The sequence below is a fragment of the Flavobacterium channae genome, from assembly GCF_021172165.1.
GTDB classification, from domain to species: Bacteria; Bacteroidota; Bacteroidia; order Flavobacteriales; family Flavobacteriaceae; genus Flavobacterium; species Flavobacterium channae.
The window spans coordinates 2713543-2728006 of the sequence record NZ_CP089096.1 but is presented as its reverse complement, the minus strand read 5'-3'; the positions used below and the strand labels follow the sequence as shown (position 1 = coordinate 2728006).

Sequence of the window (14464 nt, the reverse complement as noted above, 5' to 3'; positions counted from 1 at the left end):
TTAGATAATAAATAAAAAGGGAGCTAATTAGCTCCCTTTTTTTATACATGAATTATTTCTTCTTCAATTAATAAATCTTCTCGTCTTAATCGCAAGAAAATTTGTGCTACCGCAATAACGTCTTTTTCGCAGTAGGTTATGATTCGGTCGATATCATTTTCTACATAAAATACATGAGCTACTTCGCTACCGTCGATATCGTCTTTTGGAGAAGGTATTCCTAAAACTTTAGTTAGTAGTTTTAATGAAGTGAAATGTTTGTAATCGCCAAACTTCCACAATTCTAAAGTGTCTAAATGTGGGACTTCCCATGGTTTTTTACCAAATAAGTTTAATTTATCTGGAAGTGCAATTCCGTTTATGATCATTCTTCTGGCAATGAAAGGAATGTCAAATTCCTTAGCATTATGTCCGCACAGCACATGTTGGGCACCATTAAAATGAGTGTTTAATAAATTTGAAAAATCTTGAAGAATTTTCTTTTCTTCTCCCCAAAAACTAGTTACACGAAAGTTTCTAATATCCGCTTTGTTTACAAAGTAACCAACAGAGATAGTAATGATTTTTCCAAATTCGGCCCAAATACCAGCACGCTCGTAAAAATCTTCGGCAGATACTTCGTCTTTACGTTGGTATTGTGTTTTTTGTTCCCAAAGTTGCTGCGTTTCATGGTCTAAACCTCTATAATTGTGATATTCTGGAACTGTTTCAATATCTAGAAACAAAATGTTGTTTAAATTTATTTTCTCAATCATTTTTGTATGGTTTATAGTTGATGTTTAATTGTTTCCAATTTAAAATTTTTATTTCTTTCTTTTCTCAAGCATATTATAAGCTTCTTCTACATAAACATATAAATCTTCGCTGTGCGGATCATAAGAAGTTTGTACTCCTTTTAAATGACCAAGACGAACAATGATTAATTGGTCTTCTGGGATAACAATCACAAACTGACCTAAATGCCCACGCATATAATATAAATTTTTACCTAAAAAATTATGCATCCACCAACCGTAGCCATATTGAGGACTTTTTTCAAATCGTGGAGTAACACATTTTTTCACAAATGCACTATCTAATAGTTGTTTTCCATTCCATTTTCCATTGTTTAAATAAAGTTTGCCAAAACGAGCAAAATCTCTTGCATTACTTGCAATACAGCAATAAGCTTTTTCAATTCCGTCTGGTTCATGATCCAATTGCCATAACGCATCGTTTTCAGCTCCCATTGGTTGCCAAAAGTTTTTCGAAACATAATCCGATAAATATTCGCCTGTTGCTTTTTCAATACACATAGCCAACAATTGTGTTGCGCCACTTAAATATTTGAATGATTGACCTGGTTTTTCATTGATGTTTAAATTCAAAATAACCTCTTTTAAATCATCATCAAAATAGGCTCTGGTAACAATAGAAAACGGGCTGTAATATTTTTCGTCCCAACTTAATCCAGAAGCCATAGAAGACAAATCGCCTACAGTAACTTCTTTTGCGTATTTACCTTTTAATTCTGGGAAAAAGTCAGTAACTTTTTGATCTAAACTTTTTATTTTTCCTTCCATTATAGCTTTCCCCATTGCCATAGTAACAACACTTTTTGCCATAGAAAAAGAATTGGATTTGGAATTTTTATCAAATCCATCAAAGTAACTTTCGTGCCAAATACTATCATTTTTAATGATAAGATAAGCAATGGTTTTAAGTTCTTTGTGATTCTTTGCTAAATTAGCTGTTGCAGGAACTGAATTGTAATCGGAACCAATTGCCCAAGGTTGAGCAGCTCCTTTTTTTATTTCTCTATTTGGAAATTCTTTATAATCTTCTAAAAAAGCAGTTGTATATCCTTTAAAATAAATTGTCCTTACGGCACGCAAAAGATAATCTACATCAAAAATATACATGAGTAGAATGATACTCGCTAATGTTATAGCGAACCATTTGAAAAATTTTAAAAGGAATTTCATTTGTTATTTTTAAAAGGATTGCGTTATAAAAATAACAAAAAAAGAGAACTGAATTTTAAAAATCTAAAACAAACTTTTTTGTTTCACAGGATTTTCATGTTCTAGCAACCATTTTTTTCGCCATAAGCCACCAGCATAACCAGTTAGCGATCCGTCTGTGCCAATTACTCTATGACATGGAATTACGATCCAAAGTGGATTTTTTCCGTTTGCAGAAGCAACTGCTCGAATAGCTTTAACATCACCTATTTTTTTCGATAAATCAAGATAAGAGCATGATTTACCAAAAGGAATTTCTTGTAATTCCTGCCACACTTTTTTTTGGAATTCTGTTCCTGAAGGATTTAATTTTAATGAAAAATTAGTTCTAGAACCTTCAAAATATTCATGAAGTTGATTTACAGCATTTTTTAATTCTTCAGGGATTTCATTGCTTAAAGGCGTTTCATCATTCAAAATGTGAATTTTAGATATTCCATTTTCATCACCTTGAATTTCGGCAAACCCTAAAGGAGTATTAATAATGACTGTTTTCATTTTGTAAAGATAAAAAAAACCACCTTTAATAAAGGTGGCTTAATAAGATGTAAAAAGCTGAATTAATAATATTGTTATGATTTAATTTCTTCTTTTTTATCAGTTGCAGTATTGTCTATAACTTTTCCTTTGAAAGAAAGAGTTTTTACAGACTCAACTCCATTTTCAGTAGTTGTAATTGTAACTGATTTTTGGAAAGGACCTGCGTTAGCAGCGTTAAAAGTAGCAGCAACCATTCCTTTTTCTCCTGGTTTAATAGGAGTTTTAGTGTAATTAGCAGCAGTACAACCACAAGCTGGTCTAACGTTAGTAATTAAAATAGTTTCTTTTGTAGTATTAGTGAAAGTGAATTCATAAGTTACAGGTTTCCCTTTTTCAATATCACCAAAATCATGAATTTCTTGATCCCATTTGATTGCAGATTGAACTGGTGCAGCTGGAGTTTTAACTTCAACAGGAGCAACTTGCATAGATTTAGACGCTTCAATTTTAGCATCTTTCACTTGTGCAAATGAAGCAGATGCAACAAAAAGTGCGATAATAGATAATTTTACTGATTTCATACTCTATAATATTTTTAGTTATTTTAAATTTGTTGATACAAAACTAAAAAAGTTTTATTTTTCTATTGTTAATTAGATTTTAATGATTGTTAATGACATGTTAACAAGGGTTTTTAATGGCACTTTTTTTGTAATATCGAACTCATTATGAAGTTTAACAAATTTAATACCGTAATCTTAGCTGGGTTTATAGCAATTGTTGGTGTAATCGTAATGCAATTGTTTTTACTTAATCAAGCCTATATTTTTGAGAAGAAGGATATCGAAGATAAAATTCATTTTGCATTGCAAGATGTGGTTAATAAAATCTATAGAGACAATAAAAAAGAGCTTCCAATAGGCAATCAAATTAAAAAAGTTTCAGAAAATTACTTTGTTGCAAATGTTAATGATGTTTTTGAAAATAATATTTTAGAGCAATATTTAAAAAACGAGTTTGAAAAAGTAAAGTTGGAATTAGATTATGAATATGCTATTTATGATTGTAGTTCTGATGCAATGGTTTATGGGAACTATGTTTCTGCAAAAGGAAAAGAACCTTCAAAATTTTGTGCCGATTGTTTCTCTAAAAATAGTGATTTAACGTACTATTTTGCAGTTCGTTTTCCCAATATCAAACAAACCTATTTTAGAAGTTTATCTCAATATTGGATTTTTACAGGAGTATTATTCTTAGTTTTAATCATATATGTGTATTCCGTTTTATTGATGTTAAAGCAAAAGAGATATACCGATTTGCAGAAAGATTTTATCAATAATATGACGCATGAGTTTAAAACACCATTGGCTTCTATTTTGATTGCTTCCAATTACGCCAATACTCAAAAGGAAATTATCGATAATCCTAAGCTTTCAAAATACATGCAGATTATTATCAACCAAAGTAATAAGCTGAACCAACATATCGAGAAAATTCTATATGTAGCCAAGACGGAAAGTAAACAAATTGAATTGGAAAAATCGAAAGTTGATTTGAAAGTATTATTGGAATTAGTTCGAGAAAACATAATTTTAAAACATCAAAAAGAGATTAATATAGACATTCAATTAGAGCGAAATTATATCGTTCAGGCAGATGAATTTCATTTTTATAATTTGATTTACAACATAATGGATAATGCAGTAAAATATTCTAATCAAAATCCAGAAATCAAAATCCAATCAAAAGAAAATTCAAAAGGATTGACTTTAAAATTTACTGATAACGGTTGTGGAATTCCAGAAAATGATTTGCCATTTGTTTTTGATAAATTCTATCGTGTAGCAAGAGAAGACAGTAAAGATATTGAAGGTTTTGGCATTGGACTTTCGTATGTAAAACGCGTTTGCGAATGGCATAAATGGAAAGTCGAAGCCAAAAATAATGAAGAAAAAGGAATCACTATAACCATCCAAATAAATAAAAACGATTATGAGTAAAAAGCGCATTTTGTATGTTGAAGACGACGAAACTTTAGCGTTTTTAACCGCTGATAATTTAGAGCAACATTTTGATGTAACGCATTGTGCGAATGGGAAAGAAGCTTTTCAATTGTTTTGCAAAGAGTCTTTCGATTTGTGTGTTTTGGATATTATGTTGCCCGATATGGATGGATTTGAAATGGCAACTGAAATTAGAAAACGAAATCAAGAAATTCCGATTATTTTCCTTTCGGCAAAAACCATGAAAGACGACCGTATTAAAGGTTTAAAATTGGGTGCTGATGATTATTTGGTAAAACCATATTCAATAGAAGAATTGATTTTAAAAATAGAAATTTTCTTAAACCGAAGCCAAAAGTCGACCGATAATTCAACACAAAAACAATATACTTTTGGAAGTTTTCAGTTTGAACCCGAGAATTATTTATTAAAAAATGACAATCAAAGCATAACTTTAACCGAAAGAGAAGCGTCACTTTTAAAATTGTTTTTAGACAATCCAAACACTGTTTTAAAACGCGAAAAAATATTAATGGAATTATGGGGAAGCGATGATTATTTCTTAGGCAGAAGTTTGGATGTATTTATTTCAAGATTACGAAAAATCATAAAAGAAGAAACCCACGTGAGAATAGAAAACATTCCGCGCGTGGGCTTTAAATTGGTAGTTGAGTAACGTTTACTCGAAACTCATCATATATACTTCTAAGGCTTTGCGTTCTTCAGCCGACATGGCTTTTGTAATAGCAAAGTTCGTCTTCATGGTTTCGTATTGAGTTGGATCAACAATAGGTTTACCTTCTTCGTTGATGAAAGCAGCAATGCTAGCTCCTTTTTCTTTGTAAATCTTTGCAATTTCTTTAATAGAAGGACCTACAACTTTTGCATCTGCTTTATGACAAGCGGTACAGGTTCCTTTTCCTTCGAAAAGTTCTTGCCCTTTGGTGAATAATGGATCTACAGTAGTTTCAGTTACTACTTCTGTTTTTTCTTGAACAGGATTTCCGTAAGCATCAGTTTCTTTTTTTTCACCACAATTCGTTAAGGAAATAGCTAATGTGAAAACAGCAAACGATTTTAATATAAGTTTCATTTTGATATAATTTAGAAATATCGATAAAATTACAATATCGATTTCACTTAGTTTGTGACAAATGTCACATTACTTTTTATTTAATAGAATAGCCGCTTCTTTCGCAAAATAAGTCGAAATCAAACTAGCGCCTGCTCTTTTGATACACATTAATTGTTCCATCATAATTTTGTCATGATCTAACCAACCTCTTTCTGAAGCGGCTTTAATCATAGCATATTCTCCCGAAACATGGAAAACCGTTACCGGAACATCCACTGCATTTTTAACTTCACGAACGATATCCAAATAAGCAATTCCCGGTTTTACCATTACCATATCAGCTCCTTCTTCTACATCCCAAAGCGCTTCTTTTACTGCTTCGATGCGATTAGCGTAATCCATTTGATATGTTTTTTTGTCTTTTGGAACTTCTATATCGGCATCTTTTGGAGCTGAATCCAAAGCATCACGAAACGGACCGTAAAATGCCGAAGCATATTTCGCCGAATAACTCATAATTCCAACATTATGAAATCCCGCAGCATCTAAACCTTGACGTAAACGTAAAACACGTCCATCCATCATATCACTTGGGGCAACAAAATCGGCACCCGCTTTTGCGTGAGAAACCGCCATTTTTACTAAAGCATCATTGGTGGCATCGTTAGCTACATCACCTTTTTCGATAATTCCATCGTGACCATAAATTGAATATGGGTCTAACGCTACATCTGGCATTACAATCATTTCTGGACAAGCGGCTTTGATGGCACGAATAGCTCTTTGCATCAAACCATTATCGTTCCAAGCTTCTTTTCCAGTATTGTCTTTTAAATCATCACTAACTTTAACATAAATATTTACGGCACGAATTCCTAAAGCGAATAATTCTTTCACTTCTTCCACCGTTAAATCTAATGTACGACGGAAAATTCCTGGCATAGAAGGGATTTCTACTTTTGTGTTTTCCCCTTCCATTATAAACATCGGAAACATAAAATCAGCCGGACTCAAGCTGGTTTCGCGAACTAAACTTCTTATTGATTCGTTTACTCTTAAACGACGGCCTCTGTGTATTGGAAACATAATTTGTTATATTTGAAGCAAAGTTAAAAAATATATAGGTTATATGCCTTTTAAAGAATTAAAGTTTTGTTATAATTGGAGAAGTTATCAAGAAAAATTTCTTTCTAATTTTCAATCTCATATTTATGATAATCATCTACATGTAATTGCTCCACCAGGTTCTGGTAAGACAATTTTAGGACTAGAAATAATGAGACGATTAAACAAAAAAACTTTAATCTTAAGTCCTACTTTAACAATTAGAAATCAATGGCACGAAAGACTTAAAAGTTTTTTTTTAAACGATTCTGATTTTAACAGTTACTCATTCGATATTAATGATCCTAAAGATGTTATTTTTTCAACGTATCAATCTTTGCATTCTTTTTTCAAAAAATGTAATTCCAAGGAAAGTTATTTTGAATATTTCGAGAAGAACAAAATTGAAGTTATAGTTTTGGATGAAGCCCATCATTTAAAAAATGAATGGTGGAAATGTTTGTATGAACTAAAAGAGCATCATAAGCAAACTATAGTCGCTTTAACAGCTACACCACCATACGATAGTGATGCTTTAGAAGTAAACAAATATTTTAAATTATGTGGTGATATAGATGATGAAATAGCAATTCCAGATTTGATTAAAGAAGGAGATTTGTGTCCGCATCAAGATTATGTTTATTTTTCTAAACCAACAGATGTAGAAATAAATTATATTGCTGATTTTAGATTAAAAGTTGCTTCGTTTTTTGCTTCGCTTGAATTTAATTCAGGATTAATTAACATTGTAGAAAATCATAGGTTTGTAAAAAAGGCGCCATTATTTACATCTGAAATATATAATAATCCAGAGTATTTTTCTGCTTTATTGATATATTTAAATCATTGTAAAAAAGAGATTGCCATCGAAAATTTTTACATTTTAGGATTTAATAAAAAAGACAAAATTGAAATTCCAAAATTTGATTTGCAATGGGCTCAAATATTGCTTCAAAACCTGCTTTTTATAGATAGGAAAAGCTTAATAGAAGAAGAGGTTTTTCTAGAAAGCTTTGAAAATAATGTTAGAAAAATTCATGCTATTGAAGAAGGGTTTGTTGATTTTGTTGGAACAAAAAAACTGTATCGTTCTTTATCTAATAGTAGTAGTAAACTATCAAGTATTGTTTCGATTATTGAAAACGAAAGGAGAAATTTAGATAAAAAATTAAGAGCAGTAATACTTACTGATTATATTAAGAAAGAATTTCTAACGGTTTCAAATAATGAAGAAATAGATAGGTTAGGAGTTATTCCAATTTTTCATCGATTAAGAAAAAATTTACCGAAAAACGAATTAGCAGTTTTAACAGGCTCTATTGTTATTGTTCATAACGATTTGAAAAAGGAACTTTCTGAACAGATTGATTGTATTTTTGAACCTTTAGAAGTTGATAATGAATTTAACGTTATAAAAATTAATGGTTCTTCAAATCAAATAGTTAAAACAATAACTAATTTATTTGAACAAGGAAAGATTAATATAGTAATTGGAACTAAGTCTCTCTTGGGAGAAGGTTGGGATGCACCATCAATCAATACTTTGATTTTAGCTTCATTCGTTGGTTCGTTTGTGTCTTCAAATCAAATGAGAGGAAGAGCAATTCGTTCATTGAAAGGTGATAAAAACAAAACAGGAAATATTTGGCATTTAGTTTGTTTGGATTCTTCTGATAGAAATGGAGGTAGCGATATTGCTACTTTAAAAAGAAGATTCGATTCTTATGTAGGAATATCAAATAAAGAACCTATAATTATAGAAAGTGGAATTGATAGATTGAATTTACCATATAATTTTGAAGATTTCAATTTTGAAATTTTTAATAGTGAGACTTTAAAAGCTTCTGATAAAAGAGATTTTTTAATTAAAGCTTGGGATGGTGCAGTAAGTAAAGGAGCAACTTTGTCAAGAGAAATTAAACAGTACTACCAAGGTGAAAATGAATATCAAGTAGAAAAACAGCAAAAATTTAAAGATGTAATTAGAACAACATTTACCGAAATAACTATTGGATTATCAATATTTCTGCCTCAGTTTTTAATAAAAAATTTAAATATTTTATTAACCAAAGGAATGTTGGCCTTTATTTATACGTTAATAACTGGATTAGGAATTACATTTGGAGTTAAATCATACAAAGTAATTAAGGCTTATATTCAGTTTGGTTATTTGCATAAAGATTTGGAAAAAATTGGTCAAGCACTTGTTGATGCAATGATTGAAAAAAATTTTTTCATGACAACAAAAAATCAAATAACACTTCAGTCGTATTTAAATTCAAATGGAGATGCTATTATTTCTATAAAAGGAGTATCAGAATTCGAAAGTGCGTTGTTTATAAATGCAATAGAACAAATCATACAACCTATTCAAAATCCAAGATACTTGATTGTTAAAACAAGTTGGTTTAGAAAAAATTTTGAGATTGAAAATTATTATTCTGTTCCTGATATTTTTGGTGATAAAAAAGCAAATATTCTAGTTTTTGAGAAACATTGGCAAAATCAAGTAGGTGAATCTAAAATTTTGTACACAAGATTTCTTGAAGGGCGAAAATTGCTTTTAAAAGCTAGAATGTTTCATATTAGTAATAGCTTTAAAGAAACAACAAAAAAGGCCGTAATCTGGAATTAATTACAGCCCTTTTTTATATCCAATCAATAGGTTCTTTTAAAACTTTTAGTAATTTTTCTTCTTCGCTTCCTGGTTCAGGATGATGGTCATATACCCATTGTACATGTGGTGGTAAACTCATCAAAATACTTTCGATTCTTCCGTTGGTTTTTAGCCCGAAAAGTGTGCCTTTATCATGAACCAAATTAAATTCCACATAACGACCACGACGTATTTCTTGCCAAGTTCTGTTGGCTTCTGTATACGATAAATCTTTTCTTTTTTCCACAATCGGGACATAAGCTTGTAAGAAAGAGTTACCAACTTCGGTTACAAAGTTGTACCAATCCTCCATCTTCATATTTTCGTTCTCTTTCAAATAATCAAAAAATAATCCGCCAATGCCACGTGCTTCAAATCGGTGATCGTTCCAAAAGTATTCGTCGCACTTCTTTTTATAGTTCGGATAAAATTCCGGGTTATGTTTGTCGCAAGCTGTTTTACAAGTTTGATGAAAATGTTTGGCATCTTCTTCAAACAAATAATAAGGCGTTAAATCTTGTCCACCTCCAAACCATTGATTGATGATATTGCCGTTTTCATCATACATTTCAAAATAACGCCAATTGGCATGAACGGTTGGAACCATTGGGTTTTTTGGATGAATTACTAAACTCAATCCACAAGCGAAAAAATCGGCTTCTCCTACACCAAACATTTTTTGCATGGTATCGGGTAGTTTACCATGAACAGCCGAAATATTTACACCGCCTTTTTCAAAAACCTTTCCGTTTTCAATAACGCGTGTTCGACCGCCACCGCCTTCTGGTCGTTCCCAAATATCTTCTCGAAATTGGGTGCCACCATCAATATTTTCTAATCCTTTACAGATTTGATCTTGTAGGTTTTGTATGTAGGTGTAGAATTTGTTTTTCATATTAATCAGTTTTAAGTTGCAGTTTTCAGGCGCAGTTCATTTGTAAACTGAGACTGAAACTGTCTACTTTTGATACTCTTTCACCGCTTCAACAAACGCTTTAGCATGATCAACGGGAATATTTGGTAAAATTCCGTGACCTAAGTTTACGATGTATTTGTCTTTTCCGAATTCGTCAATCATTTCGTGTACCATTTTTTTGATGGTTGGTATTGGAGAAAGTAAACGACTTGGATCAAAATTCCCTTGTAAAGTAATATCGCCACCAGTTAAATAACGGGCATTTCTTGGAGAACACGTCCAATCTACTCCTAAAGCAGATGCTTTTGATTTTGACATTTCATTTAAGGCAAACCAACACCCTTTACCAAAAACAATAACTTCTGTTAAGGGAGCTAATGCTTCTACAATTTGGTTAATGTATTTCCAAGAGAATTCTTGATAATCTACTGGAGATAACATCCCTCCCCAAGAATCAAAAATTTGAATTGCGTTACAACCGTTTTTTACTTTTTCTTTTAAGTATAAAATTGTAGTATCGGTAATTTTTTGTAATAAAGCATGAGCCGCTTCTGGTTGTGAAAAACAAAAACCTTTAGCTGTATCATAACTTTTAGAACCTTTTCCTTCTACAGCATAACAAAAGATGGTCCATGGCGAACCAGCGAAACCAATTAACGGAACTTCGTTATTCAACATTTCTTTTGTTAATTTAATAGCATCCATTACATAACCCAACGATTCATTCACGTCTGGAATGAACACTTGGTTTACTTGCTCCATTGAACGAATTGGATTTGGGATAATCGGACCAATGTTGTCTTTTAATTCTACATCAATACCCATAGCTCTAGGAACTACTAAAATGTCAGAGAATAAAATAGCTGCATCTGGTTTTACAATTCGAATAGGTTGAACAGTAATTTCGGCTGCTAATTCAGGAGTTTCACAACGTGTAAAAAAATCATATTTATCACGTAATGCTCTAAATTCTGGTAAATATCTTCCGGCTTGACGCATCATCCAAACGGGTGGACGTTCAACGGATTCTCCTTTTAATGCTCTTAAAAATAAGTCGTTCTTTATCATTTTGTATGCTTTGTGCTTTAAGCAATAGCTATAAGCGTTTGTAATAATTTATTGCGCTTGTAATTACATTTTCAATTGTAGGCTGATCTGCAATTACAATATTTTCTGTTTTGTTTTTCAATGCATTTGCTGTGGTAGTTCCAATACAAAAGCATGTTTTGTGTTCTATTAAATTGTTCTCTAGAAAACTTGTAACTCCTGAAGGGCTATAGAACAAAATGCCATCAAACGAATCTTTTATTTGGTGTGGTTTAATGGTAGTTTCATATACGACAATTTCGTTATAAGCGATTTCATTTTGTTTAAAATAATCTGGAATAGTGTTTTTTCTAATGTTTCCACAAAAGAAAGTAAATGAACTATTCTGATAATTATCGTCTATTATTTTAACCAAATCTTCAGCGTAATCGGCAAAAGCTTCAACTACAAACTTTTGCATTTCTAAATACACTTTTGTTTTAAGTCCTACGCATAAAACAGGTTTTGTATTTAGATTTTTTATATCAGATTTCAGAACACTTTTAACCGCTTGTTTGCTTGTAAAAATCAAGTAGTCGTTTAGCTTTGGTGTTTCAAATGAAATCGATTTGGTTTGAATGAAATTCTTTTCTATACAATCAATTCCAGCATCAGAAAACTTCTTTTTTAATGCTTTAGGAAGCTTTTTTGTAGAGAGAATACGATTCATTTAACTTCTAATTTGTTGTTCTTCTTGTCCGATGCAATACGTTTCAATGTCTTTATTGTAACCATAAACTACCAAAATATCATCTTCTTGTACTATAGTGTCTGGTGCCGGACGTCCGATTGATTCTTTAATAATCGATTTTTTTCCAATTAAATTACGTTTTTCTCTCTTACGAATAATAGTAATTAAGGTTAAATGATATTTATCAATAGAATCTAATTCTTGTAATGTTTTTCCAAAAAACTCTGGTTTTGCTTTTACTTCAGAAATAGTAAAATTATCATCTAATTGGTAATTTTCTAAAGTTGATTTAAAGTTGATTTGCTTCGTTAATCTATCAGCAGATTCTTGCTCAGGATGAATAATACTATGAATTCCCATTGCTTCAAGAACCGTATCGTGAATTGGCGATAAAGCTCTACTGATGATTTTTACATCGCTTAATTTTTTAATAATAGCAGTTGTAATAATAGCAGCACCTTCATTTTCTCCAATAGCAACTACAACTTTGTCGGCATCCTTTAAAGGTAAAGCTTCATACGATAATTCATTAGTAGAATCTAAGGCAATAGCATGCGAAATTTTATCTTTTACTAAATTTACTTTTTCGATGTTTTTATCAACACCAATTACTTCATTTCCTGTTTCAGTTAAACTGATAGCAAGCGACATTCCGAAGTTTCCTAAACCAAATACTATAATTTTCATTTGGACAAGTTTAGTTAATTAAAATATTTTCTTTTGGATATTCGTAGAATTGATGATTCAATCTTCGTAATAATCCAACCATTAAGTTAAGCATTCCTATACGACCAATAAACATACAAGCTATTAAAACATACTTACTTGGTTCTGTTAAAGTAGGTGTAAAGTTTAAAGATAAACCTACAGTACTGTATGCTGAGAAACATTCAAAAGCAACAGTAAGAAGAGGTGTATTCTTTGGTTCAAATATTAATAAAGCAACAATTGAAATACCAATTGTTATTAATGATATACATAAAATAGCAAAAGCACGCGAAGTTGATTCTGCAGAAATTCTTCTACCAAAAAGTTGTATTCTACTTTTTCCACTTGCAACAGCAAAAATGTTTAAGGTTGCTAAAGCGAAAGTACTTGTTTTAATACCACCGGCAGTTGAAGCAGGCGAACCACCAATCCACATTAAGAAGATGATGAACAACAACGAAGGCACATTCATTTGTGTAAAATCAACAGCGTTAAATCCGGCTGTTCTTGGTGTAACCGAATTGAAAGCCGCAGCAGTAACTTTACCAAAAGTTGTTGAATGTTCTAATAAAGTATTGTTGTATTCTGATATAAACAAGAAAATAAATCCTCCAATTAATAATAATAACGTGGTATAAATTACAATTTGAGTATTCAGTGTAATGATTCTAATTTTCTTATGGATGATTTTCTTATCGAAAAACTCAACAAAATGTATTTTTATTTTTTGGTAGAAATTGAAAACAATATTGTGTCCTAAACCACCTAAAACAATCAACACAATTAATATCCATTGCAAATAGTAATCAAATCGGATACCTTCATCATAAATTCCGGCAGATAAAATAGAAAAACCAGCATTACAGAATGCAGATATCGAGTGGAATATTGAAAAGAAAAATTTATTTTCAATTGAGGCAACTTCAATAATTGAAGAGTAAATAAATAAAGCACCAACAATTTCTACTGCTAAAGTAAACATAACAACATTAAGTGCCGCTCTAAAAACGTCTTTTAAACCTTCATGAGCAATAAAATCTTTAGTATTTAAACCTTCTTTAAATGAAGAACTTCCTCTAAAGAAAAAGGCGAAGAAAGAAGTGAAAGTTAAAATTCCAATTCCTCCTAATTGAATTAATACTAAAATTATGGATTGTCCAACAAGAGTAAAAGCAGATGAAGTATCAACTACCGTTAAACCAGTAACACAAACAGCACTTGTTGAGGTAAATAATGCATTTGTAAAGGTAATTCCGTTTGTGGTTGCACTAGGAAGCATTAATAAAAAGCCACCCATTAAGGCTAAAATCACAAAACTTCCTACAAAAACAATAGCAGGGTTGAAGTAGATATCATAAATATGACGAACTAAAACCAAAAGTCGTAACAAGAAATAAAAGATCAAACCACCTTCTAGGAGAGGTTTTACTTTTTGCAAGATATAATGAGTTGGAAATTCTAAATTTAAAATTGAGATTATTCCAGATATCGACAAAATAGCCGTAAGCAAAACCATATTTGCCAAGGCTACTTTTTTGTTGCTCTTGTATTTATAGATAAAAAACTTAAATGCGTTGAATGCTAACAGACCGATTGATAATAAAATCAAGCCTATTACGTGAGGTGAATTGTAGTTTTCTTCAAAATCATATCCAAAGTCAAATACAATAAAGAGTAAAACAATGATATCAAAAAAACGATATAAATAATTGAGTAATGATTCTTTCTCCATTTTGGAATAA

14 protein-coding genes are annotated in these 14464 nt (G+C 31.2%); 3 read left to right on the top strand and 11 right to left on the bottom strand.

Annotation, left to right across the window (positions count from 1 at the left end; all coding sequences use genetic code 11):
* Nucleotides 1-41 precede the first annotated feature (41 nt).
* The 4 genes from LOS89_RS12690 to LOS89_RS12675 all read right to left on the bottom strand — a co-directional run bounded on the left by LOS89_RS12690 (nt 42) and on the right by LOS89_RS12675 (nt 3064).
* Nucleotides 42-755: a 3'-5' exonuclease gene (locus tag LOS89_RS12690; RefSeq protein WP_231835608.1), complete on the bottom strand. Its 714-nt coding sequence runs from the start codon at nt 753-755 to the stop codon at nt 42-44.
* A gap of 48 nt (nt 756-803) precedes the next feature.
* The gene (locus LOS89_RS12685) at nt 804-1964 is read right to left on the bottom strand and encodes a serine hydrolase domain-containing protein (protein WP_231835607.1); all 1161 of its coding nucleotides are present in this window, start codon (nt 1962-1964) and stop codon (nt 804-806) included.
* A 63-nt stretch (nt 1965-2027) separates the two neighbouring features.
* Nucleotides 2028-2501, bottom strand: coding sequence for a methylated-DNA--[protein]-cysteine S-methyltransferase (locus tag LOS89_RS12680; RefSeq protein WP_231835606.1), 474 nt, complete (start codon nt 2499-2501; stop codon nt 2028-2030).
* A gap of 74 nt (nt 2502-2575) precedes the next feature.
* Nucleotides 2576-3064 (bottom strand): DUF1573 domain-containing protein, encoded by a 489-nt coding sequence (locus tag LOS89_RS12675; protein ID WP_231835605.1) that lies wholly within the window; start codon nt 3062-3064, stop codon nt 2576-2578.
* A gap of 147 nt (nt 3065-3211) precedes the next feature.
* Here LOS89_RS12675 and LOS89_RS12670 point away from each other — a divergent pair, with 147 nt between their 5' ends.
* Together LOS89_RS12670 and LOS89_RS12665 are read left to right on the top strand one after the other, a co-directional pair.
* Nucleotides 3212-4483 (top strand): sensor histidine kinase, encoded by a 1272-nt coding sequence (locus LOS89_RS12670; protein ID WP_231835604.1) that lies wholly within the window; start codon nt 3212-3214, stop codon nt 4481-4483.
* A complete protein-coding gene (locus LOS89_RS12665; protein WP_231835603.1) occupies nt 4476-5162 on the top strand; it encodes a response regulator transcription factor in 687 nt (228 codons plus the stop codon). The genes LOS89_RS12670 and LOS89_RS12665 overlap by 8 nt, the downstream gene beginning before the upstream one ends.
* 3 nt (nt 5163-5165) lie before the next feature.
* Here the strand turns inward: LOS89_RS12665 and LOS89_RS12660 are convergent, their stop codons facing one another.
* Together LOS89_RS12660 and hemB are read right to left on the bottom strand one after the other, a co-directional pair.
* Nucleotides 5166-5579: a c-type cytochrome gene (locus tag LOS89_RS12660; RefSeq protein WP_231835602.1), complete on the bottom strand. Its 414-nt coding sequence runs from the start codon at nt 5577-5579 to the stop codon at nt 5166-5168.
* A 69-nt stretch (nt 5580-5648) separates the two neighbouring features.
* The gene (gene hemB, locus LOS89_RS12655; protein WP_231835601.1) at nt 5649-6647 is read right to left on the bottom strand and encodes a porphobilinogen synthase; all 999 of its coding nucleotides are present in this window, start codon (nt 6645-6647) and stop codon (nt 5649-5651) included.
* Between the two features lie 43 nt (nt 6648-6690).
* Between hemB and LOS89_RS12650 the strand changes: the two genes are divergently transcribed.
* Entirely contained in the window at nt 6691-9300 is a 2610-nt protein-coding gene (locus LOS89_RS12650; RefSeq protein ID WP_231835600.1) for a DEAD/DEAH box helicase family protein, read from the top strand.
* 13 nt (nt 9301-9313) lie between these two features.
* On the opposite strand, the gene hemF is transcribed toward LOS89_RS12650, so the two are convergent.
* The 5 genes from hemF to LOS89_RS12625 all read right to left on the bottom strand — a co-directional run bounded on the left by hemF (nt 9314) and on the right by LOS89_RS12625 (nt 14454).
* The gene (hemF, locus tag LOS89_RS12645) at nt 9314-10216 is read right to left on the bottom strand and encodes an oxygen-dependent coproporphyrinogen oxidase (RefSeq protein WP_231835599.1); all 903 of its coding nucleotides are present in this window, start codon (nt 10214-10216) and stop codon (nt 9314-9316) included.
* Between the two features lie 63 nt (nt 10217-10279).
* Nucleotides 10280-11305 (bottom strand): uroporphyrinogen decarboxylase, encoded by a 1026-nt coding sequence (gene hemE / locus LOS89_RS12640; RefSeq protein WP_231835598.1) that lies wholly within the window; start codon nt 11303-11305, stop codon nt 10280-10282.
* Between the two features lie 28 nt (nt 11306-11333).
* Nucleotides 11334-11993, bottom strand: coding sequence for a uroporphyrinogen-III synthase (locus LOS89_RS12635; protein WP_231835597.1), 660 nt, complete (start codon nt 11991-11993; stop codon nt 11334-11336).
* Complete coding sequence (locus LOS89_RS12630) at nt 11994-12701, bottom strand: potassium channel family protein (protein ID WP_231835596.1); 708 nt, start codon at nt 12699-12701, stop codon at nt 11994-11996.
* Between the two features lie 10 nt (nt 12702-12711).
* Nucleotides 12712-14454 (bottom strand): TrkH family potassium uptake protein, encoded by a 1743-nt coding sequence (locus tag LOS89_RS12625; RefSeq protein ID WP_231835595.1) that lies wholly within the window; start codon nt 14452-14454, stop codon nt 12712-12714.
* Nucleotides 14455-14464: the final 10 nt, after the last annotated feature.

Excerpts from the sequence above, each read along its gene's own strand:
- LOS89_RS12670 (WP_231835604.1), top strand. The coding sequence starts at position 3,212 with ATGAAGTTTAACAAATTTAATACCGTAATCTTAGCTGGGTTTATAGCA.
- LOS89_RS12685 (WP_231835607.1), bottom strand. The coding sequence starts at position 1,964 with ATGAAATTCCTTTTAAAATTTTTCAAATGGTTCGCTATAACATTAGCG.
- LOS89_RS12680 (WP_231835606.1), bottom strand. The coding sequence starts at position 2,501 with ATGAAAACAGTCATTATTAATACTCCTTTAGGGTTTGCCGAAATTCAA.
- LOS89_RS12635 (WP_231835597.1), bottom strand. The coding sequence starts at position 11,993 with ATGAATCGTATTCTCTCTACAAAAAAGCTTCCTAAAGCATTAAAAAAG.
- LOS89_RS12625 (WP_231835595.1), bottom strand. The coding sequence starts at position 14,454 with ATGGAGAAAGAATCATTACTCAATTATTTATATCGTTTTTTTGATATC.
- hemE (WP_231835598.1), bottom strand. The coding sequence starts at position 11,305 with ATGATAAAGAACGACTTATTTTTAAGAGCATTAAAAGGAGAATCCGTT.
- LOS89_RS12630 (WP_231835596.1), bottom strand. The coding sequence starts at position 12,701 with ATGAAAATTATAGTATTTGGTTTAGGAAACTTCGGAATGTCGCTTGCT.
- hemF (WP_231835599.1), bottom strand. The coding sequence starts at position 10,216 with ATGAAAAACAAATTCTACACCTACATACAAAACCTACAAGATCAAATC.
- LOS89_RS12660 (WP_231835602.1), bottom strand. The coding sequence starts at position 5,579 with ATGAAACTTATATTAAAATCGTTTGCTGTTTTCACATTAGCTATTTCC.
- LOS89_RS12690 (WP_231835608.1), bottom strand. The coding sequence starts at position 755 with ATGATTGAGAAAATAAATTTAAACAACATTTTGTTTCTAGATATTGAA.
- LOS89_RS12675 (WP_231835605.1), bottom strand. The coding sequence starts at position 3,064 with ATGAAATCAGTAAAATTATCTATTATCGCACTTTTTGTTGCATCTGCT.
- LOS89_RS12665 (WP_231835603.1), top strand. The coding sequence starts at position 4,476 with ATGAGTAAAAAGCGCATTTTGTATGTTGAAGACGACGAAACTTTAGCG.
- LOS89_RS12650 (WP_231835600.1), top strand. The coding sequence starts at position 6,691 with ATGCCTTTTAAAGAATTAAAGTTTTGTTATAATTGGAGAAGTTATCAA.
- hemB (WP_231835601.1), bottom strand. The coding sequence starts at position 6,647 with ATGTTTCCAATACACAGAGGCCGTCGTTTAAGAGTAAACGAATCAATA.